The organism is Schinkia azotoformans LMG 9581, from assembly GCF_000307855.1.
GTDB lineage: Bacteria > Bacillota > Bacilli > Bacillales > Bacillaceae_J > Schinkia > Schinkia azotoformans.
Map to the genome: position 1 here is coordinate 1 of NZ_AJLR01000033.1, position 23,101 is coordinate 23,101.

Here is a 23,101-nt window from a genome sequence, read left to right on the forward strand (position 1 = left end):
GTTTTTCGAACAAGCTCGAAAAAATCTGGGCGCAAATACGCCAAGGCGCATTTGATTATAATTTTTTTATCGAACAAGGAGATGACACAGATGCTTGATCAAACCATTAAAGTTGATTTAAGCTCAACTAAAAAACCAAAACCAGATGCTGATAAATTGCAATTTGGTAAATTATTTACGGATCATATGTTTATTATGAATTATAAAGAAGGACAAGGCTGGCATGATCCTCGAATCGTCCCATATCAGCCGCTTAAACTGGATCCTTCATGCGTTGTTTTTCATTATGGACAAACGGTTTTTGAAGGCATGAAGGCATATGTCACAAAAGACGGTGAGGTTCAATTATTCAGACCAAATAAGAACTTTGAAAGATTAAACCGTTCAAATGACAGATTAGTAATTCCCCAAATCGATGAGGAATTTGCTTTAGAAGCATTAAAAAAACTAGTATCAATTGATAAAGACTGGGTTCCAACAGCTGAAGGAACATCTCTTTATATTCGTCCATTCATCATTGCAACGCAACCTTATCTAGGTGTTGCACCATCATCTGAGTATATGTTTATTATTATCATGTCACCAGTAGGTGCTTACTATAAAGAGGGCTTAAATCCTGTCAAAATTCAAGTAGAGGATGAGTATGTTCGAACAGTAAAAGGTGGTACTGGTGAAGCCAAAACAGGCGGAAATTATGCGGCGAGCCTAAAAGCACAAGAAATTTCCGGTGAAAAAGGTTATTCACAGGTTCTATGGCTGGATGGTAAAGAACATAAATATGTTGAAGAAGTAGGTAGCATGAATATGTTCTTTAAAGTTGATGGCAAGGTAATAACACCGGCGTTGAATGGAAGTATTCTACAAGGTATCACGAGAGATTCCATTATTCAACTTTTAAAACACTGGAATGTACCGGTAGAAGAACGTCGGATTTCTATTGAAGAGATCTATGAGGCGGCTGCCAATGGTAAGCTAGAAGAAGCATTTGGAACTGGAACTGCTGCTGTTATTTCTCCAGTTGGCGAGCTATTATGGAAAAATGAAAAAGTCGTTCTAAACGAAGGGAAAACAGGCGAAATTTCCAAAAGACTATATGATACGTTAACAGGTATCCAATATGGAACAGAACCAGATCCATTTGGTTGGACAGTGAAAGTAGAATAGTAAAAAATAAAACTCACCGCTTACTAAAAAACAGGGTGGTGAGTTTTTGTCTAGCTCCAGCGCCTATCGCCAAGCAAACTTCAGGTCTCCTCCCTACGATAAGTCAACTAAGAATTGCTAATGCAATTCAAGTTTCCTTTATCGCTGTCGTTGTACCCTCTAGTTTGTACGGCGGTGTGCAAGGCGCTTCCGCTTTTCTTCTAATATCCAACCTCAACAGCGGCAATTACGATATACATTTGATCGTTTTTGTCGCCTTTTTCCTCTAACACAATCCCGCTTGTTGTAAGCATGCCACCGTCAACAACTTCAACTGTTACCTTGCCAAATGGCAGGGCCGCTTTAACGGTTTCAATATCGAGGTTTTCTTTGTCACAAGGGACAGCTAGTCTCACATTGACGCACATATTGTCCAAGCTGTTATTTGGCAATACAGAACGAATGCCAGGCATTGAATTATAATGAATCGCATTTTTTACAGCACGTACTGCGGCACGGGTAATATTTTGGCCATGAACATCAATACCCATACCGGTTTCAATAAACATCATTTTTTCCAAAACTATCATTCCTTCCTAGTATTTATATGTTTATTATAGCATTCAGATACAATTGTGAACAAAAAGAGTCAAATCTAGATATTCCATTGTGGTTTGTTTAAAATATTCATATAATAATTAGAATTGCTAAGAACTAAGGGGAGATCACATTTATGAAAAAAATCGTAGCAATTGTTATTGTATTATTCGTAGTTTTGGTTGGGTGGTTATATTATGTTAATTTAACGAACGTCGATGAATTTAGATTAACAGGCTATACGATCATTCAAAAAGATAAAGTAAAAGAAAATGAACCAATGTACTTAAGCTACGATATGCAATACCATGGAAACGGAAAGCCGGTTATTAAGGAAATTCGGTTTATTAAAACAGATGGATCGTTTTTAACGGCTGATGATGAAGCACTCTCAGTAACTGCCTTTATTGATGAAAAAGGTTCAACCCTAGCCAATACAAATGGGGCAATCACGGAAGAAGAAGCAAAAGAATTGAATTTACTTGAGAATTATATACCTGTAGAAAATTATCAAGTAAACAAAAAAGACCTAAATATTGTTCTAAAGGTGACCGTGAGGGATGAGAACTACAAAAATAATGTAACAGCAATCGAAATTGACTATGAATTGCTAGGGTCTAAAGAAACAAAACAGATTTTGATTTCTGGCTTTGTTGAGTAATCACCTTTTTAGGAGTGATCGTTTGTTTGGTCACTCTTTTTTCATAATTTCGTAATGAATTTTGTCGAATAAATGGCTATAATAAAAGTTGGATTAGTCTATTAAGTTATAAATTTATTGGAATTTAAAAAAAATTATAGAGAGGTATAAAATGGGCGAATTTTCATTATCAATTCTTATCGATGTAGTCGGCGAGTTATTTTCGGATGAAACATCTATTGCAGTCTCAAATGGAGACAAGTACATATATTATCGCCCAAGTAAACGGATCAATCTTAAAATAAAGCCTGGTGATCCGGTTAAGGAAGGTACAATTACATATAAAGCGCTACTGAGTGGGCAAAAGGTCTCGGAGTTTATTAGCAGAGATGTATTTGGTGTACCATACTACGGGATGGCTGTTCCTTTTTCAATTAAAGGGAAACAAGGTTGTATAACTGCTGTCTTCCCAACCTTAACTAGTGCCACTTCCGTTGTCACTGTGAAGGTAAATGAAGGGTGGATTCCGGTTCCATTTGAAAAAGTAATCTACTTGGAAGCAAAAAATCGAAAAACATATGTAATAACAGAGGTATGCTCTGGAACGCATAAGGATTCTCTAAATGAATTTGATTATTATTTGCCGAAGGAAACGTTCATTCGATGCCATCGTTCCTTTATTGTGAACGTAACCCAAATTAAAATGATTCATCCTGACACACATTCTACCTTTCTGTTAGAAATGAAGGATGGAACCGAAATTCCTGTCAGCCAATCCTACTCCAGTTATTTTAGAAAATTGCTGGGAGTTTAAATTCTTCTGTTTCATCCCTGGATTTTCTGTTATACATCAATTTAATGCTATGCTCAAGATTGAACTATTGTGAGAATCTTCTGTTTCATCCTGATAATTTCTGGCTCATCCGAAAATTTTGCAATTCTATCCAAAATTCAGCTTGTTTTGACAAATTTCCTGTAAACTATTTTTAAAAATACATCTACAGGGGGAGTAGAAGTGGAGAATTTCAAGAATCGCATTCGTAATGAGGAACTTCTTAATCGAGTTGTGACTGCAGAGGAAGCTGCGAGCTGGATTGAAGACGGAATGTCATTGGGATTTAGTGGATTTACAAGAGCTGGGGATGTTAAAGTTGTACCACGAGCATTAATAAAGCGTGCTGAAAATGAATCATTCAAAGTTGATGTTTATACAGGAGCTTCTTTGGGGACTGATACTGATAAATTACTTGCTGAATCTGGAATTCTGAACAAGCGTTCACCTTTCCAAGCAGATCCAACAATGCGTAAAGGTATCAATAGAGGAGATTTTTATTTCGTTGATACACATCTTTCACAAGTTGCTGAATTGATTCGCTCAGGCGTAGTACCGATTGATTATGCAGTTTTGGAAGCGATTTCCATTACTGAAGATGGAATGATTATTCCAACTACACAAGTTGGTAATTCAGCCATATTCGCAGAACATGCTAAAAATATAATTATTGAAATTAACTTAGCCCATCCGGAATCGTTTGAAGGAGTTCACGATATCTATGATCTAGGAAAACAGGGTGAGCGTAATCCAATTCCATTAACAACTCCATCCGATCGAATCGGTACAATTGGTATTCCGGTTGATATTAATAAAATCAAAGGAATCGTAATCAATAATGAAATGGATTCACCGTCCAATATCGTACCGCCAGATGAAGAGACGCAAATTATGGCTAACCATTTAATGGAATTCTTAAGAAATGAAATTAAAGAGGGAAGATTAACAAATAGTCTTGCACCTTTACAATCAGGAATTGGATCTGTTGCAAATGCAGTCCTTCATGGTTTAGTTGAATCTGAATTTGAAGACTTAGAAGTTTATTCTGAAGTATTACAGGATGCAGTATTTGACCTTCTTGATGCTGGTAAAGTGAAGTTCGCTTCTTGCTGCTCAATTACCATTTCAGAAGGAAAAATGGAAGAAGTTTTCGGAAACTTCGAAAAATATAAAGATCGTTTAATGTTAAGACCGCAGGAGATTTCCAACCATCCTGAATTAATCCGTCGTATGGGCTTAATCTCTATTAATACAGCTCTTGAAGTTGATATTTATGGTAATGTGAATTCAACACATGTACGCGGAACACATATGATGAATGGTATTGGCGGTTCTGGGGATTTCGCAAGAAACGCTCGTTTGGCTATATTTGTAACGAAGTCAATTGCGAAAAACGGAGACATTTCTAGTATTGTTCCTTTCGTTTCACATACTGACCATACAGAACATGATGTGGATGTCATCGTTACTGAACAAGGATATGCAGACTTACGCGGCTTAGCACCAAGAGAACGAGTTGAGCTATTAATTGAAAATTGTGCACACCCTACGTACCGTGCTCAATTACGTGATTATTATTACGAAGCACTTACAAGAGGTGGACAAACACCTCATGTTTTAGAAAAGGCGTTTTCTTGGCATACAAACTTCGAGAAAAATGGCACCATGCTTGAGCCTGTTTTAGAACCAATCGTAATTAAATAATATTATCTATAAAATTTTAATAATAGGCGCAGATTCTTGACCATTTGACAAGATTCTGCGCTTTTTCTATAAATTTCCACAAAAATCTCTAGGTAAATTGAAGGAAATAGATAATTATAGGAGAATATATGTAAGATATTTATTTTCAAAATTTATGAGGTACAAATAAATGAAAAAACATCTGAAGCTTTATTTTACTGAAAACTTGGATGAGTTACTTAACTATCTTCATGGTAGAATTGAGCACTTTGGGATAACGGGAAATAGTGTTGAACTTACCCGTACCCTTTGCCAGTTTGGCTGCTATAATTTATTAATTTCCAATCATCATACTGTAGATGTAATCTACAAATTTATAAAAAAAGAATATGAAATGAATAGTCTCGGAGAACGAGAAAGAGCCTCTGCAACGAGATTCTTGGCTTTATACTCAGTTTTTGAAGGTTACACCAAAGAAGCACTTCAGTATTATAAGGAGTCCCAGCAACTGTTTTGGTCTTTGGATTTATTTGAAGAAGAATTTATGATGCTAACCGAGGCCTATTCTTGGCTTTATATTTGGATGAATAATCAAGAGGAAATGCACTATTGCCTCCAACGGATGAAGTACATTCAAGATACAATAAAGCCTCCAATAGAATTTATAAACACGATCGAACACCCCCCAATCACTAGAAAGCTGGATATTGAATATTATTACCGATACATAATTGAAAAAAATTGGAAAATAAATGAAAAATATGTAAATAGTAAAAACAGGATTCACCTCATTTATATGATCCCAGCTTTATGTATGAAACTAATGAATGCCGATCATGATCAGGAAATGTTACAACAAACTGCGTTTACCCTACTGGCCAATGTCAACCAATTTAAGCATCCATTCTATAAAGCCTATATTTATTTCATTGTAGGAAATGCTCTTAAAGACAATTCATATATACTGAAAGCTAAAGAATTATTTTTACTAAACGATGTCACTGATATGGCGGAATTATGTGATGCGGAAAAAAATATATTTTCTAAAGTAAAAAAACGATCTAGTAAACTTACATTTAAGCTGTTCGGTAATTTTGAAGTTTATATTGGGGAAAAACAAATCACCTTAACGAAATGGGAAAGAAAAAAGGCGGAAGAATTGTTGCTTTATTTGTTAGTCCAACCCAACTTACAGGCATTAAAAGACGTAATCATGGACAAATTTTATGCCGATGAGAATTATAAAAAGGCTTCCAATCGAATATATGTCTTGATTCATACTATAAATAATAAAATAAAAAATGTAATCGAGAATGATAAACCTTTTATCTCAATTATGAATGGGTTTATTAGAATTGATCATAATCAAATAGAGGAAATTGATGTTCTTAATTATTTAAAATTATTATCTGTCGGTCGTTTATTGTGGAGCGATGACCAAATGGCTGCTATCGAGCTTTTTAATAAGGCCCGAAAAATCTATCATAACCAAGTCATACCTGACATGTATTACATTTCTTGGTTGGAGCAATTTCGAGAGGATATAAAGCAGAAACATACGAAAATGCTTAATTTTCTTTTGAAAAATACTACAAATGCGGAAATGATAAACAGCCTTTTTGTGGAATTAATAGATTGTGACCCATTAAATGAAACTTCCGTAAAAAATTATATTGCATATTTACTAGGTCAAAGTCACTATATAAAGGCTAAAGAAATCTTTCAAAGATATGCCCGAACATTAAAGGAGGAATTAGGTTTGGATGTATCGGCTGAACTAAAATCCCTCATGGATGTGGTCAAATGAGTCTTAGAAAAAGGCTTTTATTACTTTATTTTCTCGTCGGTCTGGAAGGTGTAGTCTTCGTCGAATTTCAAAATTATTTTGTTTTAGGAAAATCATGGGAATATATTTTAAAATATAATCTGCCGTTTGTACTATTACAAAATGCTGTTTTTCTAGTAGTCTACTATTTATTTTCTGCAATTAGATTAAGAGATGCCATCTTACTTGATCAAAATCCAGAAAAACTCGTAACACTAACCCGTGATGAAAAAACAAAGCTCTTTCATAAGCTTGTTCACTTTCCGATGGAGATGTTTCGCTTTTCTATTTTGTTTATGGTCGTTTTAGCGATTGCCTTCCATATATACGTCGCTTTTTTACTTGAGGAAGTCACAATAAAGGTCTTGATTAACATGTCGATTAGTTTTGTGAGAGAGCAGTCAATAGGCATGATCATTACACTAACGATTATTGCTTTTTTAGGAAAGGCACTCAGGCCGACCATTATTAAACTTAACCAGCCTTCGATTTCATTCATCCATGTATCGTTGGTTAAGAAGATCGTTCTAGTATTTTTTTCACTACTTTTTATCTTTCTAACGGATTTGATATGGCTCTTTTTATCCGTTCAAGCACCAGTAGAGGTTATTATATATAAAGTAATTGTTGTGATTGCAGTATTGTTGACCTTATCAATATTAAGTATCAGGCTTATTATTATGGATTCGATAAAATATACCCATCAGGTGGCAGATTATATTGCAGCTGCTTCGACAGGCAAACGAGAAACACTTCATACTAAAATTCCGGTTACTTCTAATGACGAAATCGGATATTTAGTTGGAAGCTTTAATAAACTGCAACAAAGAATTAAAGATTTATATAAAGAAATTGATGATGAATTAAAGCTGGCATTAACAATCCAAGAAAAACTTGTGCCGCAAACATCTATTCATTTTGGAGATTATCAGATTAGCGGAATATCCTTACCGGTTAAGGAGACGGGTGGAGACTTTTTTGACGTCATCAAATTTGATGATAATAAGCTTGTACTTCTAATCGGTGATGTTTCTGGAAAGGGGCTTCCAGCTGCCTTATTTATGTCAATGATGATAGGGATCGTTCGAATAAAAATTAATAAAGAATCTCAGTTCATATCGCCTGCCCATATACTGGATGAAATTAATGTAATGTTAAAACCACTGTTAAATGAGGGTATGTATATTAGTGCTGGGTTGGGGGTTATTGATCTTGATACAAGAATGCTAACCTATTCTAGTGCAGGTCATGTATCTCCGATTATTAGAGAATCTGGGATAACGAGAACGATTGATCAATCCTCTTTTCCGTTGGGAATCGATGACAACGAACAGTATTCTGAGGTCATTTTACCTTTGGATCCATTAGAAGCTATTCTTTTATATACAGACGGAATGATTGAACAGCGTAATTCTGAAAATTCTATGTATGGATTTGAACGTCTTATTAGTAGTTTTAAAGAAAATTGGGATAAAGACGGCAAGTTATTCCTCGACAATATAAATGATTTTTCAACTGGTAAAGATCGGGAGGATGATATGACAGTCGTTCATTTAAAACGGTATAATTGGAACACTAGGTAGAGGAGAGTATAGGATGAATTTCCCACAATCGCTGAACATACAAATTCTGAGTGTGTTTGGGGAAGAGAAAAAAGTACTTCAAAAAATGGATGAGCTATTTTCCTCCTTTTTCTTTTTAGAAAAGGATATTCAAGAGTTTAAAGCTGCTGTGGCAGAGGCATGTATAAACGCTATTGAACATGGGAATTTGGAAAATAAAGATTTGCCGATCCTGATTACGATTACACTTACCGAACAAATGGCAACATGTACGGTTTGTGATAGAGGGAGTGGATTTCCTTCCATAAAACAAACGGATTTTAATTTCGATCGTGGCTGGGGCTTGAAGATTATTGAATCTTTTGTTGATCATTGGACGATGGATAAGCCTTTAGTTGATGATTTTTCATTTTGTATTACATTTGAGAAAAGCTTTAACAATTTTAAAGGCTAGGAGTTGTTATAATGGAAGAAGAATTGATCATTACCAGCGAAGTAATGAACGATACATTACTGATTACCTTAATAGGTGATCTTACAAAAACATCTGGTGAAAAATTACTGAATTTTCATCAATGGGAACAGGGCCTGCCTAATAACCTCTCTATATTCATTATCAATTTTGATAAAGTGAACTATATTAATAGTGCCGGTATAGCATACTTGATTCGTCTATGTCGATTGTTAGCTGGAAATCATATTACAATGAGGGCATTTGGGCTCGAATATCATTATGAAAAAATGTTTAGTATCGTTGGTCTATCTAGGTATTTGTCCTATTACCCAAGTCAATGGGCTGCCGTTGAAGGAATAGAAAATATAACTAAAAATTAAAATTTTCAAATTTATTGAAACCTTTCCTTTCTTATTTTCGTCTATATTAATTGTAGGAAAATATTGGAGGAGGGGTTTTAAAAATTGTCTATTAAAAAAGTTGGAGCTATTTATGTATCATCGGCCCTTGCTTTATCAGCATTGATGCCAATTAACAATGTCCATGCTGAAGTAAAAAGCGTAATGTTAACAGAGCAGGGAGGTATCGAACAGTCTTCTGAGGCTTCCATTCTAGATGTTGATAAGGAAAAATTAATCGCAAAAGTTAAAGAATTGTTCCCTAATCAATTGGATATGGTAAGTAACAAAGATTTCAACGTCAGTTTTAATCCATCAAGACCAGGAATGGGGATGGAAACGTACGATTTGCATTTTTATAAGGAAATGGGCGCAGGGAAGCAAATGAATGGCCATTTTTCATTCACCGGTAAAGATCTGGCATTAATTTCTTTCTATTACGATCCTGCGGATAAGAAGGATGCCTTATTCCCTGCAAAGGTAACGAGGGAAGAAGCACAAAAAACAGCAACAAAGTTTTTAGAAAAATTAAAACTTAATGGTCAATATCAATTGTCAGACGAAAACATGGACTATTATTCGAATATGAATCGGCCATTAACTGAACCTGTTATGTATCATTTTACATATGATAAGCTTGAAAACGGAGTTCCTGTTCAATATAGAAATGCCAGCATCACTGTACTTGGAAACGGGGAAGTGACACAGTTTTATATTGGTTTCATGACTGAAAATAAGGCCAATTTCGAAAGTAAAAATAATGTAATTGCAAAGAATGATGCATTACAAATTCTAAATGACAATCTTCAACTTGACCTGCGTTATCTAGTTGATTATGACTATTTAAATGACAAAGCATCGGTTAAACTTACTTTTGTACCGGACCCAGCGATCATGGGGATTCATGCAAAAACAAAAGAGTTTAAAATCGGCGAAAAGTTCTACAAAGATTTACCGAAAAAGAAAGAAATCAAAATGCTTGCGAGCCAATCAACAGGAAAATCAGGCAATACGCTTTCCAAGGAAGAGGCAAAAGCATTAGCAGAAAAAATACTTAAGCCTAAAAAGGATAATGTTAAACTGGCGATTGAAGGAATTCAAGAGACCGAACGTAATGGAGTAAAAATATACAGTATCCACTTTATGTATTATGAAGGGTCAGGTGGATCTGGTTCATCACTGGAGATTAATAAAGAAACAGGTGAGATTCTAAATTACTATAACCAAAATCGTGACTTTTATTATTACATGGACCCACAAGAAATGAAAGATGTTAAGCCAAAGATCACGGAAGAACAGGCATTAAAAAAAGCAATGGAGTATTTGAAACAGTATGCACCATCTAACCTAAACCAATATGCTTATCCATTAGATGGAACTGATAGTGGCTACCGGAAAGATGGGAATGAATATTACTTCAACTTTCCGCGCATCAAAGACGGGATTATCGTAAATGGCAATGGAATCGGTGTTAGTGTTTCAGCAGACGATGGAGAGCTTTATTCTTTGAATGTTAATTATAATAAAGTGACTGGCTGGCCAGATGTAAACAAAGCGATTGACCGAGAAAAAGCATTGGAGGCCATCAAAGGAAATCTCGATGTGAAACTGATGTATACAGCGAATTCTCCAATGGGAGATGAAGAATATCGTTTAGTCTACACGGCTAATCAAAAAGATGTTACTACTTATTTCAATGCAGTCAGCGGAGCTTGGGAAAAATACTCCTATGCAGGTGAAAACACAGCAAAAGAGAAGCCAAAGATCACCCATTCTTGGGCTAGCGATGAATTAAACTTTTTGCTCGACGCGAACATTATCAAGGTAGAAGACCCTGCTACGTTTAATCCGGATCGTGCTGTATCAAAAGGGGAAGCATTAGAGATTTTATATAAATCACTGGCTAATTTTTATGATTATGATCCACGCTTTAGAGATGTAGGTCAAGATAAGCAGCAAACATATGAAAATATTAAGCCTGACCATCCCTTATACAATATTATCGAACGGGCGGCCGAACAAAAGATTATTGATCCAACGATGAAGACATTTAATACAGAAGAAAAGCTGACAAAAGAAGAATTAGCCTACTGGTATGTCCGCGCACTTGGTTTACAGGTTGTGGCTGACCATAAAGAAATATTTACGATGAGCTTTAAAGATACAAAGGAAATGAATGAAAAATATCAGGGCCATATTGCCTTAGTCAATGGTCTAGGTATTTTTACAAAAGATGCGAACCAACAATTTCAACCAAAAAATGAAGTTACTTTAGCAGAATTAGCAGTTTCAAATGTTCGTCTAGCGAAAATTGCGGCAGAGATGAATGTGAATTTTAGGTAAATGCTATAATTTGAAAAGGTGTCTTGGAGTTATTTTCCGAGACACCTTTACTTGATGACGCCACGCTCTAAAATACTGACTGTAGCTTTTACTTTAACATCCACATTTGGATAAATATCCTCCCAGTTTTCACCTTTATAGTTTCTTGTTTGGTGCCGCACATGATGGCCTATACCAATAGGGTCGATCCCCAATTCTTGAAAAGTGGTTAACATTTTTTTGTTCTTTTTCTTGATATCCTTTTCTATTTGCCGCTCAATATCATTTATTAAATCATTAGGAATGTATGGACCACTATATTCTCTAATGATTCCCTTGACTTTTATATTGATAGTTACATTGGGAGAGAATCCACCGTTATTATGTTTAACGACAAATTTTCTTGAAGAGGCAATATTTGTTAGAAAAGCTCGCTCTCCATTATCAAGTTTTATAAAAAATACGCCTTTTTTAAAATTTTCGTACATACTCCTTAAATAAAAAAATTCTTGTTGTGGAACAAAGTCAACCATTTTCTCTTTTTTAAAAAGCGCAACCCCTTTTATCTTTACTCTGTTCTTTTTTTCTTCCAATAACGGCAAAATAGGGTCTATTCCTTTGGAGTAATAAGCAAATTCAAAGGTATGCAAATTGGTTAAGGGAAGATTGCTGAATTCTGTATTCTCATCAACTAAATTTGATAGATAAGTCCCTATGGGTTCATCTGTTTTCAGGCTGTGAAGGATTTTTTCCGTAGAACCATCGAAAACAGCCAGTTGGATTCTAGCACCAACATTGGGGTCCCTTTGAAGATTATCGATATACCTAAAGATACCTGTCTTTTCAGCAAGTTCTCGATTAAATAGAGCAATTTGCAGCTTCCCATTTATTAACGGTTTTGATGATTCCGATTCCAACTTATCACGATTTTGATATATTAATGATGATGTATTAGAAAAAGCCAGATTTTCTATTGTTTTATCTGGTTTATAAAAAGGTGCAACAGCTGTACCTGTAAATCGGTTTTCAGCAACATAATCATAACCAACGGCCATCACTAAAAAGATATCATCAATAATTTGTTTTGGTTGGGCAATTTGTGGAGCAAAGCTGCACCCCAACAAGACTACAAAAAGGATGAATTTTTTCATTTACTTTTCCTCACTTTTACAGAAATCGAGTGAATAATAAAAAGGAGAGGAATATAAACAAAATTATAGTATTTTCCGATGGTACCAACATTGTCACTAAGTTGACTGATACTTTCTCTTTTCTCAAAATAATTACATCCAATAAATACAATGATCAAGATAATGACTAGAAAATATTTCTGTTTAAAACCAACCACTCTTTTACCGATTCTGCTGGCAGCCCATAGAAAAATGGTGATATTAGGCAGGACGACTAAGAGCCATGTGGAGATGCCGATGAATTCGAATCTTTCAACAAAAGGCAATTCAGCAGTTTTCCATAAGCCTAATGTTGGCCACGTTACAATCTTAATCTGACCAGGACTATAATAAATAATTGTAACGATTTCGATTAATACATAAAAAAGAGTTGTCGTTAGTGTTCCTAGTTGCGCCCATTTTTGTGTATTCATCCCACCCTTTACATATGGATGAAAAACTAATAAAACCGAAAAACCTAAATAACTTAATGTCATTTTCAGTGAGGCTGAGAATAATGATTGTAAACCCACATCAAAAAACGGCCCCAGATTTTCCCACCTTGCAAATTTTAGTGGAAAGAGAAAGGTTAACGCTAAGTAGGCGGGTAAAATGATGCTAAAGAAACTGATCCCTACGACTGTGCGAAATCCCCCCATGACAACATAATAGGTGAGCATAATAAATGGTAAAGCAAAGCTCCATGTTGCAAGGTCAGGAAAAATCCATACTTGCACCACCTCGATATAACTTCTTAATACGGTAATAGCCGTGATAATAAAATATAACATTACGCCAATACTTAAAAGATTCCCAAGCCATGTTCCGAATGCCTGTTGGTGAATATCAATTAAATCCCCTTTTCCATTTCGGATAAGCTTATACATAATCCATATAATACCATGAACCATTAAGGCTGCTAGAAGAATCGCAACCCAGCCATCATGACCAGCTTCAAGTATAAACGGCTGAAATCCCAGGACACCAACACCGACTTGAACAGATGTTATAATATAAAAAACTAAAAAGGGAGAAACCTGAAACCTTTTATCTATAGGCTTTAACATTCACATCCATCCTTTTCCAATACAAATCAGGGGCTATTCATCGATATCCTTATTTTTAAATGCTTTATCTTGACTAAACCGCTGTATTTTCTCGGTTTGAACAACAATCGGTCTTTTCGATTGTCGAGCAAATGCCATGCGAATGAACGAATCTTTTAGATCAGCTGCTCTAGGAGGATATATTGGCTCCAAATAAGGTCTTCCTAATGATGTTAGGCGTAGTAAATGTGTTAGAAAGAACGAAAAACACAACACGATTCCTACAAGGCCCCAAACATGTGCAAACAATAAAAAAGGGAACCTTAGTAGGCGAATGGTGTTGCCCATTTGGTATACTGGTGTTGTAAAAGAAGCCAGTGCCGCAAGGGCGATAATGATTAATAATACATTACTCGTTAAACCAGCCTCTACAGAAGCTGTTCCAATCACAATACCGCCAACAATACCGATAGTTTGCCCTACCTTTGTTGGAAGTCTTGCCCCTGCTTCCCTTAACAGTTCTATAACTAGTTCGAGAACTAAAGCTTCCAGAAACGGTGGGAAAGGAACTAATGTTCTTGATGACACTAGGGTACTCATTAAATCCTTGGGCAGTAATTCAAAATGATGGGTAAGGATCGCTACATAAATCGGTGTCATTAATAATGAAAATGCTACTGAAAAGACGCGGATCAAACGAAAGGCAGACGCAATGTGAGGATTAAGAAAATAATCCTCAAAAGCTGCGAAGTATTCAATTAGTGTTGTTGGACCGATTAATGCATGTGGCGATCCATCGACAACGATCACAACTTTTCCTTCAGCTAAAACAGCCGCAGCACGGTCCGGTCTTTCCGTGTCGAGTAAGACGGGGAAAGGCGAATGATGATTATCTGCTATCATTTGTGTAAGATAGGAGCTATCAATAATTTGATCAAATTCAAGATCCCCAATTCGTTGGATAACGGTATTCACATTTTCTTTATTTGCAATTTCATCAATATGAAGCACTGCTACTTGTGTTTTTGAAATTTTACCGACTTGAAGATTTGTAACTTGTAAATTTGGACTTGGAACTCTTTTTCTAATCAGATTTATATTAGTATCCATCGATTCAACGAAAGCTTCCTTCGGACCAATGACACTAAATTCAACTTCCGGAGCGGATATTTGGCGAGCTTCATTTTTTTGAGCTTGAACTAGTATAAATTGTTTTGGCTTGTCCTTATTTAAATAAATCATAATCGATCCAGTTAATACATGGGATGAGATTTCTTGTATATCATTTGAAATGATTTTATTTTCACATGGTATAGCAAGGCTCAAATCTTCCAAATTTCTCAAAGTTGATTCCGTTATATAGGGTAAGATATCCCGATGTAACACTTCTACATCAATTAAGGATTTATAATAGGAAATAAAATAAGAAACTGTGCCGATTTTATTTTCAAATGTAAGAAAATCATTTGATTGTTTAAATTGTTGCAAAATGGTTGGTGTTGAAGCATTTCCATTACGGGCATTCTTTTTAAAAAACATCATGCTTCTCCTTCATAGAAGTTGTTAATTCTTTGTTATCTTTTGCCGTAATTAGGAATAGTATGCGGTTTTAGGCATAATAGAGAAATTTATTGTATAATGTAGGAAAATGTAATGCAGGTCCTGAAAGGAAGGAATAATATATGGAAATCACTAGTCATACAGTTGAAAAAATTGAAGATCCAACAGGGATTTTAATAGGGGATCGATATGAATTTATTTTACAAATTGAAGTGCCCGAAGATGACGATCTCTACTCTGAAAAGGGTGTTTATTTAAAGGCAATTATAGCTGCAGTCGATGATGCGGTAAGGGTCGCGCAATATCAATTCTTTGAAAACGTTACAAATGAGTACATAGATTTAGAGTTAGAGGACGACGAGAAAGAGTTTATTGCTGACTACTGTAAGCAGCAATTAGAATAAGATGCATAATTAAAAGTGGCTTCACTAATAATAAGAAGCCACTTTCTTTTTTATTTATATACTTTTTCAAAAACAGTCAATTCATTGACTGCATTTATATCGATATCATAGCCAATTCCCGGGCGATCTGGTACAGTAATCATTCCATTATGTACGGTTACTTCAGGGCTTATGATATCCTTCTCCCAATAGCGCGAGGATGCGGCCGTGTCCCCTGGTAAACTGAAATTTGAAAGTGTTGTGAGAGCGACATTGTGGGCACGGCCGACACCGGCTTCGAGCATGCCGCCGCACCATACTCCAATTCCTTTTTCCAAACAAAGATCATGGATGCGCTTTGCTTCCGTTAAGCCGCCGACACGGCCAATTTTAATATTAATAATTTTACAGCTTCCTAATTCAATCGCTTTTCTTGCATCCTCATAGGAAAGAATACTTTCATCAAGACAAATGGGCGTCTTGATTTGCTTTTGTAAGACAGCATGATCAATAATATCATCGGAAGCGAGCGGTTGTTCGATCATCATTAATTTAAATTCATCAAGTGCTTTTAATCTCTCAATATCATCCAAACGATAGGCAGAATTGGCATCAGCCATTAACGGTAAGGTTGGAAAATGGTTGCGAATTTCTTTTAGGATCTCGATATCTTTACCTGGTTTAATTTTAATTTTGATCCTCTTGTAGCCTTCATTTATGGCTTTCTCGATCAAGCTTATTAAATCTGTAGTATTTTTTTGAATACCAATGCTTATGCCAACTTCTATTTCTTTTTTCTGACCACCAAGTGCTGTCGCAAGCGGTTGTCCTGAACGCTTTGCATATAAATCCCAGACCGCACCCTCAATGGCCGCTTTTGCCATATTATTTTTACGAATTCCTAGAAGCGTTTCGTTAACAATATCAGGATGCTCAACGTGTTTATGTAAAATAGAAGGGATGAGAAAGTCCTCTAACACATGCCAATTTGTTTTTAATGTTTCTTCATTATACCACGGGGCGGTAAAGGCAACGGATTCACCCCAGCCGCTCATCCCATATTCATCTTTTGCTTCTACTAAAATAAATTCCTTATTCCGGATTGTTCCAAAGCTTGTTGTAAAGTCAAATTTCATATTCATTTTTAGATGGCGTAACACAACTTCTTTTATTTGCACAATTTTTCACCTTCACTTCAAAAATGGTTATCAAAAAACACGGGGTTCCTGAATTAGATCTTCTTTAACGAGTACATAATCATTGACGACATTTTCTTTATTCTTTTTTTTCACGGCAACTGCAACATAGCCATTGTCAAAAAGCGTTTGAAGTATTTCTCTACTCTTTAAACGCCAATCAAGTGCAAGCTCAAAATCTTCTTTTTTTAATTGTTGAAAATTAATAGGAACCGGTACTAGGATTTGTTCGATTGTCCGATTTTTTAAAATCCTTTCCAAAGTAGAAGTAACGTCCATTAATTTAGGCAGACCTTTTTCTATTATTTCAATTTGAAATGGAGATTTTTCATTCCTTACATCGATTTGCTGTTTTTCCTTAATAAATGGGCTATTGAACCACCATTCCACTTTGAATCTGTCAGATGGAAGACCGGAGTTTAAGGCATCCATCATGTCGCCATAACAATTTTCAACATATGTACGGCAAATCGCGTGCAGCTTCGATAAATTAAAATAACCATTTCTACTTTCAAGCGGGTCATACGTCCATGTCATCATCGAGTAGCCCAGTTCAAGCGATTTTTGACGTTGCACTTCCTTTAAACGGGCTCCAATTCCTTTTTCCTGGTGTTCTGGGTGAATCCCAAGAATATGCGAGCATAAATAGGACTTTCCGTTTTTAAAACCGGCAAAGCCGTAGCTAAATCCAACTAAGGTTTCATTTATGTATGCCCCTAATATTAATCCTCCATTTTGAATAGAGGTGAAGGTTTGGTGGAGGGGAATAGGGGGTTCATTCCATATTAGATTTTCAAGTCGTTGTACGTCCATAAGTTCGGAGTATGTCGTTAACTCTTGGATGATGATTTGCGGTGGCTCTGCTGGCACATTATTTTCCTCCCCATTTTTAAATTCTTATTTCATTATACAAAAAGGAAAAATTTGATGCACGTCAAAGCCCTGTTCGTGTTTAATCCCTAAAATGAAGATAGAATCAATAAAACATATTAAAAGGGGAAATGAAAATATGAAAACTGTAAAATTTCAAATGGAAGAACTAACATGTCCAAGCTGTATCAAAAAAATTGAAGGAGTGTTATCTAAACAAGAGGGAGTTTCAGAAGTAAAAGTCCTTTTTAATTCGAGCAAAGTGAAAGTAATCTTTGATGAAAATCTTGTTTCCGCGGAAAATCTTGCTTCAACGATCAAAAAACTAGGCTATCAAGTACTAAATAGGAAAATTTCGTAAGCAAGGAGGGAAAACGAATGAAAAGAAAGAACAGAGCCACAATCGTATTACTATCAGGTATTTTATTAGCGGTGTCTTTTATATTTAATTTCGCAAACTTAACCCTTTTGAAAAACGCAACATTAATAACCGCCACAATCATTGCCGGCTATCCCATTGTAGTGAAAGCATGGCAGGCACTTCGAATGAAGGCGTTTAGTATTGAATTACTCGTAACGATTGCCGTCATTGGAGCCCTGTTTATCGGTGAATACGTTGAGTCAGGGGCTGTCACATTTCTATTCTTATTCGGTGCCTACCTAGAAGCCCGCAGTCTAGAAAAAACACGATCCTCATTAAAATCATTAATGGATATGGCACCACTGGAGGCAACAGTGATTAGAGGTGGAAAAACAGTCGTAATTCCGGCTGATGAAGTAGAAGTGGGAGATCGAGTCCTCATTCAATCTGGAGAAAAAATTGCAATCGATGGAACAGTTATTATTGGACAAGCATTTGTGAACGAAGCAGCGATCACAGGAGAATCTGTTCCCACCCGCAAACAAATAGACGACACTGTTTTTAGTGGAACGATTATTGATAACGGGTATATTGAGGTGATTGCCGAAAAAGTAGGCGAAGATACAACCTTTTCAAAAATTATTGAGCTTGTTGAGGAAGCGCAGGAATCAAAAGCCAAAACACAAAAGTTTCTTGAAAAATTCGCCTCCTTTTACACACCTGCCATCTTACTTTTATCGGTTATTGTATACATCTTTACTAAGGATATCGAGCTAACATTAACCTTCCTTGTCATTGCCTGTCCGGGCGCCTTAGTTATTTCCGCCCCAGTATCCATTGTGGCTGGAATTGGAAATGGAGCTGTTAAGGGCATCCTTATTAAAGGCGGAGACGTAATGGAAAAGCTGGCAAAAACAGATGTTTTTGTATTTGATAAAACAGGAACATTAACAAAAGGACAACCCGAAGTCACTGCTATTAAAACATATGGGATGAATGAAATCACCTTTTTGACAATGGTTGCCGAAGCTGAAATTATTTCAGAACATCATTTAGGGCAAACAGTTGTGAAGGAAGCTCATAAAAGAGGTCTGCCATTAGTCTATAAACCAACACATTTTGAAGTGGTAAAAGGAAATGGGATTGGAGCAACCGTAAATCACAATCATCTATTAATCGGGAACCGTAAATGGATGACAGCTAATCAAGTGAATATAGATAAGGAAATACAAGTCTATGCTACTGACCAAGAAAAGAAAGGCTATACTGCTATTATTGTTGCTGTAAATAAAACAATAGCTGGTGTAATTTCCATTGCAGATCAAATCCGTCCGGAAGCGAAAGAAAGTATACAAAGTTTAAAACAAAGTGGGATTAAACAAATCTATATGCTAACTGGCGATAACAAGCATACGGCAGAAAAAGTAGCAAACCAACTTGGTATTGATGGAGTATTTGCAGAACTTCTCCCTGAAGATAAAGTAAATAAGATAAAAGAGTTGAAAAATAATGGATTTAATGTTGCAATGGTAGGAGACGGTATAAATGATGCCCCAGCTATTGCAACAGCTGACATTGGCTTTGCAATGGGCGGTACAGGTACTGATGTCGCAATGGAAACTGCAGATGTAGTTATCATGGCGGATAAACTAGAAAAATTATCAGAAGCCCATAGATTAGCAAAAGCAACAATCAGAAATATGAAGCAAAATATGTTCTTCGCGGTGGGTACGGTCATTTTTCTATTAGTTGGTGTACTGCTAAAACAGGTCTTCTTAGCATCTGGTATGCTGGTCCATGAATTAAGTGTATTAATTGTCATTATGAATGCATTAAGACTTGTCTATTTTAGAAAAACTAATAAAAAGAACAGGAGCTCTCTTAATGGAACATTGCTGCCATCATCACGATGAAAATAATCAAGATATGAAAAGTCTTTGTATATCGATTGTCCCGATTTTTAATCATTTGCAATTTGATGAGATGCTTGAAATTGTCAAAACGAGCAAAACGAAAACCTATAAAAAAGGGGAAATGGTATTCAGGGCGGGTGAACCTTCAGATCATTTGTATATTGTGCACAAAGGACAGGTGAAAATTTACCGCCTGTCCGAATCTGGGAAAGAGCAATTAATTCGGATCATGGAGCCCGGCGACTTCATGGGGGAGCTAGCTCTTTTTACTGATGAATCATTAACAAGCTATGCTGAAGCAATGAAGGATACTGAAATTTGTGCTATACATAAAACTGAAATGAAGGAGATGTTGTTATCTAATCCTTCCATTTCGTTAAAAATTATTGAGGAATTCAGCAGAAGATTGAACGATACGGAAAAAAATATCGAAAGCATTAGCTCTCACGATTCAGAAAAACGTTTAGCTTCTTACTTATTAGGGTTATCAGCAGGTAATGATGAAGTTGGAACCGATCATGAACCGATTCAAATTACCTTGCCAATGAGTAAAAAAGACTTAGCCTCCTATATGGGAATGACTCGCGAAACGTTAAGCAGGCGGTTGTCATCCTTTCAAGACCAAGGTCTGATTTCTATGACCGGTCAGCGCAAGATTACCATTTTGGATGTGGATGCACTAAGTGAAATTGAGAATGGGGAGAACTAAAGGTTAGATACCTTTATCCATAAGCCTTTTTTGTTGAGTCTTCCTAGAACTTTTTAGTAAGATAAAATATAATTGATATCACTAATTTGAAGGAGGATCAACATTGAAACCGATTAACCCAACGGAAGTACAAAACAAACTCGATGAATTCAATGAACAAGATCTTTATTTACATTTAGAAACAACAAATGGTGCCTATGCTTCCCATAAAGACCAATCTGTTATGACAGTAGGGGCTTATATTCGGAATGGATTAATTCGTTACCAGCATGCCAAAATCACAGGAAACGGACCCTATCGTGTGGGTATGAAATTGGAAATCGGATGGGTATATGCAGAAGGCTTGACCCACTGGGAAGTCGATGAAAAAAATCAGCTATTATTAGCGGGGCATGATGCTAACGGCAAACTTGCGGTTGCCTGTCAGCTAAGCAAAGAACCATTTTAACTTTAGTTCGGAGAGGAGTGTGTGTAAATCATGGAAATGGAAAGACATGTTTTAGTTATTCTTCCACACCCAGATGATGAGGCATTTGGGGCATCAGGAACAATCAGCCTATATAGCGAAAAAGGGACACCTGTTACTTATGCTTGCTGTACCCTTGGTGAAATGGGACGTAATATGGGGAATCCGCCCGTTGCGAATCGCGAAACACTCCCATTAATTAGAAAAAATGAACTTATAAATGCAACTAAAGCTATTGGTATTACAGATTTAAGGATGCTAGGTTTACGTGATAAAACATTGGAATTTGAGGACATTGATGAGCTGGCCGATCGTTTTCGAGCCATTATTGAAGAAGTAAACCCATCACTCGTCATTTCATTTTACCCGGGCTATAGTGTCCACCCGGACCATGATGCTACAGGGGCAGCTGTTGTTCATGCAATGAAGCAAATGCCAAAAGAAGCTCGCCCTAAATTACAATGTATGGCATTTTCGAATGACTGTTTTGAAAAATTAGGAGAACCGGATTTAGTTGTTGATATCACTTCTGTTCAAGATAAAAAAATTGCCTGCATTCTAGCCCATGAAACGCAAACAAGTGCCGTTATGGAAAATTTGTCTGAAAAACTATTGAATAAGGATCCTGATGCATTAGCATGGATCAGTACTGAACGCTTTTGGACGTATAGATTTGCTTAAGAGGACTCGATTATGAGTTCTTTTTTTTGGGTTCATCCTACTCTCTCTTTAAGTAAAATAGCTTTGCATATGAATGAAAGGTAGAGTATACTTTAATTGAATGTTCTATATAAAGAACGAATATGTTTTTTAGAGGTTGCGTTCTTAATAAAATGTTGGAGGGAGGGATTTTCACTTAATTAATATTATGAAGGGGACATAATATGAATGGAAAGAAAATTCGGGACCTACGAATGAAGAAAGGGATGTCATTAACAGAGCTGGCAAAATTATCGGGAATTTCAAAGTCTTATTTGAGTTTTATTGAACGAGGAAAACAGACAAACCCAAGCATTGAAGTGATTGAAAAAATTTCAAAAGCATTAAGTGTTGACCTTCAATCATTACTAACTTCCAATAAACTACAAAAACAAATCGACCCCCAAAATCTAGACAAAGAAGTGATACAGCTGGCGATTGAAATGAGTAATTCAAATATCGATAAAGAAAAATTAAGACAGTTAATAAATCTGCTAAAATAAAAAGCTGGGATGAATTAGTAAAACCATTCCATCCCAGCTTCTTTTTTATTCATTTTCATTATTTTTCCGTTGTTCGATCTGCCATTTTGTGAATTCTAAAAATTCACGAAATTGTTCTTTACTTACCCCAGATTCTGCTGCTTCCTGAGCTAGCTTTATCCATTCCGGATCTAATGAATCTTCATTGGCCCCAGCATTTATAAGTGATTGAACACTTATATCTAAAACTGCTGCTATTTTTTCTAAAAATTGAACAGAGGGATTAGATTGAATATCCCGCTCAATCGAGCTTAAATAGGATTTTGCAATACCTGCCTTTGCAGCCAAATCTGATAGTGAGAGCCCCTTCTCTTTTCTAATTGTTTGGATACGTTTCCCTATCATTGATATCTCCCTAAGCGTATGATTTATAATAACATCTTATCATGAATGTTCATTATTAGAAAGGCTCATATCCTACATTTCAACATTGTCGCTATTATTTCTTAAAAATACCCTTATGTCCTCAATCGATAGTCCCATTGATTTTGCAACTAAAAGTAATTGTAACCACTCTAAATCAATTGTGGGTAGTTTAATGTCTTGAGTCTGAGAAGACTGTGTACTTTGAGTATCCATATTTCCCCCTGGTTTATTACTTTTGGTAGCCCAGCTATCAAAGTTATGCCTTAGATCTGTGGCTTTGCGTCCCTGTTTTGCAAGCAGGTTTGCCTTTTTCAAAGTATGGATTTTGACTTTCGAACAAAATCTTCTGTATTGCTAATAAGAAT

The 23,101-nt window shown here is 36.0% G+C and carries 24 protein-coding genes and 1 riboswitch; of the genes, 16 read left to right on the forward strand and 8 right to left on the reverse strand.

Annotated elements, in window-relative coordinates:
- The first annotated feature begins 90 nt into the window (after positions 1–90).
- Positions 91–1,164: a branched-chain amino acid aminotransferase gene (locus tag BAZO_RS01690; RefSeq protein ID WP_003329486.1), complete on the forward strand. Its 1,074-nt coding sequence runs from the start codon at positions 91–93 to the stop codon at positions 1,162–1,164.
- A 200-nt stretch (positions 1,165–1,364) separates the two neighbouring features.
- Here the strand turns inward: BAZO_RS01690 and BAZO_RS01695 are convergent, their stop codons facing one another.
- Positions 1,365–1,724, reverse strand: a complete 360-nt coding sequence (locus BAZO_RS01695; RefSeq protein WP_003329487.1) for a Lin0512 family protein — start codon at positions 1,722–1,724, stop codon at positions 1,365–1,367.
- A gap of 152 nt (positions 1,725–1,876) precedes the next feature.
- Between BAZO_RS01695 and BAZO_RS01700 the strand changes: the two genes are divergently transcribed.
- From BAZO_RS01700 to BAZO_RS01735, 8 genes are all read left to right on the forward strand, one after another.
- Positions 1,877–2,401, forward strand: a complete 525-nt coding sequence (locus BAZO_RS01700) for a hypothetical protein (protein ID WP_003329488.1) — start codon at positions 1,877–1,879, stop codon at positions 2,399–2,401.
- A 151-nt stretch (positions 2,402–2,552) separates the two neighbouring features.
- The gene (locus BAZO_RS01705) at positions 2,553–3,194 is read left to right on the forward strand and encodes a LytTR family DNA-binding domain-containing protein (protein ID WP_003329489.1); all 642 of its coding nucleotides are present in this window, start codon (positions 2,553–2,555) and stop codon (positions 3,192–3,194) included.
- Positions 3,195–3,395: 201 nt separating this feature from the next.
- Complete coding sequence (locus BAZO_RS01710; protein WP_003329490.1) at positions 3,396–4,916, forward strand: succinate CoA transferase; 1,521 nt, start codon at positions 3,396–3,398, stop codon at positions 4,914–4,916.
- Positions 4,917–5,085: 169 nt separating this feature from the next.
- Complete coding sequence (locus tag BAZO_RS01715; RefSeq protein WP_003329492.1) at positions 5,086–6,702, forward strand: bacterial transcriptional activator domain-containing protein; 1,617 nt, start codon at positions 5,086–5,088, stop codon at positions 6,700–6,702.
- Positions 6,699–8,303 (forward strand): PP2C family protein-serine/threonine phosphatase, encoded by a 1,605-nt coding sequence (locus BAZO_RS01720; protein WP_003329493.1) that lies wholly within the window; start codon positions 6,699–6,701, stop codon positions 8,301–8,303. The genes BAZO_RS01715 and BAZO_RS01720 overlap by 4 nt, the downstream gene beginning before the upstream one ends.
- 13 nt (positions 8,304–8,316) lie before the next feature.
- Positions 8,317–8,736 carry an ATP-binding protein gene (locus BAZO_RS01725; RefSeq protein WP_003329494.1) on the forward strand — a complete coding sequence of 140 codons (420 nt, stop codon included), beginning with the start codon at positions 8,317–8,319 and terminating at the stop codon, positions 8,734–8,736.
- Positions 8,737–8,747: 11 nt separating this feature from the next.
- Complete coding sequence (locus BAZO_RS01730) at positions 8,748–9,116, forward strand: STAS domain-containing protein (RefSeq protein ID WP_003329495.1); 369 nt, start codon at positions 8,748–8,750, stop codon at positions 9,114–9,116.
- 84 nt (positions 9,117–9,200) lie between these two features.
- Positions 9,201–11,477 (forward strand): PepSY1/2 domain-containing protein, encoded by a 2,277-nt coding sequence (locus BAZO_RS01735; RefSeq protein WP_003329496.1) that lies wholly within the window; start codon positions 9,201–9,203, stop codon positions 11,475–11,477.
- A gap of 47 nt (positions 11,478–11,524) precedes the next feature.
- Here the strand turns inward: BAZO_RS01735 and BAZO_RS01740 are convergent, their stop codons facing one another.
- From BAZO_RS01740 to BAZO_RS01750, 3 genes are read right to left on the reverse strand one after another with little or no spacing between them, the layout of a single operon-like run.
- Positions 11,525–12,607, reverse strand: a complete 1,083-nt coding sequence (locus BAZO_RS01740) for a Ger(x)C family spore germination protein (protein ID WP_003329497.1) — start codon at positions 12,605–12,607, stop codon at positions 11,525–11,527.
- Complete coding sequence (locus tag BAZO_RS01745) at positions 12,604–13,692, reverse strand: GerAB/ArcD/ProY family transporter (RefSeq protein WP_003329499.1); 1,089 nt, start codon at positions 13,690–13,692, stop codon at positions 12,604–12,606. Before BAZO_RS01745 ends, BAZO_RS01740 begins: the two co-directional genes overlap by 4 nt.
- A gap of 33 nt (positions 13,693–13,725) precedes the next feature.
- Entirely contained in the window at positions 13,726–15,210 is a 1,485-nt protein-coding gene (locus BAZO_RS01750) for a spore germination protein (RefSeq protein ID WP_003329500.1), read from the reverse strand.
- A 143-nt stretch (positions 15,211–15,353) separates the two neighbouring features.
- Here BAZO_RS01750 and BAZO_RS01755 point away from each other — a divergent pair, with 143 nt between their 5' ends.
- Positions 15,354–15,635 (forward strand): DUF6509 family protein, encoded by a 282-nt coding sequence (locus tag BAZO_RS01755; RefSeq protein ID WP_003329501.1) that lies wholly within the window; start codon positions 15,354–15,356, stop codon positions 15,633–15,635.
- A 50-nt stretch (positions 15,636–15,685) separates the two neighbouring features.
- On the opposite strand, the gene menC is transcribed toward BAZO_RS01755, so the two are convergent.
- Together menC and BAZO_RS01765 are read right to left on the reverse strand one after the other, a co-directional pair.
- A complete protein-coding gene (gene menC, locus BAZO_RS01760) occupies positions 15,686–16,792 on the reverse strand; it encodes an o-succinylbenzoate synthase (RefSeq protein WP_003329502.1) in 1,107 nt (368 codons plus the stop codon).
- Between the two features lie 30 nt (positions 16,793–16,822).
- Positions 16,823–17,680, reverse strand: coding sequence for a GNAT family N-acetyltransferase (locus tag BAZO_RS01765; protein WP_003329503.1), 858 nt, complete (start codon positions 17,678–17,680; stop codon positions 16,823–16,825).
- Positions 17,681–17,819: 139 nt separating this feature from the next.
- Here BAZO_RS01765 and BAZO_RS01770 point away from each other — a divergent pair, with 139 nt between their 5' ends.
- The 6 genes from BAZO_RS01770 to BAZO_RS01795 all read left to right on the forward strand — a co-directional run bounded on the left by BAZO_RS01770 (position 17,820) and on the right by BAZO_RS01795 (position 22,331).
- Positions 17,820–18,041 carry a heavy-metal-associated domain-containing protein gene (locus BAZO_RS01770; protein ID WP_003329504.1) on the forward strand — a complete coding sequence of 74 codons (222 nt, stop codon included), beginning with the start codon at positions 17,820–17,822 and terminating at the stop codon, positions 18,039–18,041.
- 17 nt (positions 18,042–18,058) lie between these two features.
- The gene (locus BAZO_RS01775) at positions 18,059–19,954 is read left to right on the forward strand and encodes a heavy metal translocating P-type ATPase (protein WP_003329505.1); all 1,896 of its coding nucleotides are present in this window, start codon (positions 18,059–18,061) and stop codon (positions 19,952–19,954) included.
- On the forward strand, positions 19,926–20,663 hold the full coding sequence (locus tag BAZO_RS01780) for a Crp/Fnr family transcriptional regulator (protein ID WP_003329506.1): 738 nt from the start codon (positions 19,926–19,928) through the stop codon (positions 20,661–20,663). The genes BAZO_RS01775 and BAZO_RS01780 overlap by 29 nt, the downstream gene beginning before the upstream one ends.
- 103 nt (positions 20,664–20,766) lie before the next feature.
- Positions 20,767–21,111, forward strand: coding sequence for a YojF family protein (locus BAZO_RS01785; RefSeq protein WP_003329507.1), 345 nt, complete (start codon positions 20,767–20,769; stop codon positions 21,109–21,111).
- A 30-nt stretch (positions 21,112–21,141) separates the two neighbouring features.
- Positions 21,142–21,810: a bacillithiol biosynthesis deacetylase BshB2 gene (gene bshB2, locus BAZO_RS01790; protein ID WP_003329509.1), complete on the forward strand. Its 669-nt coding sequence runs from the start codon at positions 21,142–21,144 to the stop codon at positions 21,808–21,810.
- Between the two features lie 203 nt (positions 21,811–22,013).
- Positions 22,014–22,331, forward strand: coding sequence for a helix-turn-helix domain-containing protein (locus BAZO_RS01795; protein ID WP_003329510.1), 318 nt, complete (start codon positions 22,014–22,016; stop codon positions 22,329–22,331).
- A gap of 45 nt (positions 22,332–22,376) precedes the next feature.
- Here BAZO_RS01795 and BAZO_RS01800 read toward each other — a convergent pair whose 3' ends face one another.
- Together BAZO_RS01800 and BAZO_RS23155 are read right to left on the reverse strand one after the other, a co-directional pair.
- Entirely contained in the window at positions 22,377–22,715 is a 339-nt protein-coding gene (locus tag BAZO_RS01800) for a helix-turn-helix domain-containing protein (protein WP_003329511.1), read from the reverse strand.
- 72 nt (positions 22,716–22,787) lie between these two features.
- The gene (locus BAZO_RS23155; protein WP_157382040.1) at positions 22,788–22,949 is read right to left on the reverse strand and encodes an anti-repressor SinI family protein; all 162 of its coding nucleotides are present in this window, start codon (positions 22,947–22,949) and stop codon (positions 22,788–22,790) included.
- A gap of 21 nt (positions 22,950–22,970) precedes the next feature.
- Positions 22,971–23,053, reverse strand: a riboswitch (cyclic di-GMP riboswitch).
- Positions 23,054–23,101 lie beyond the last annotated feature (48 nt).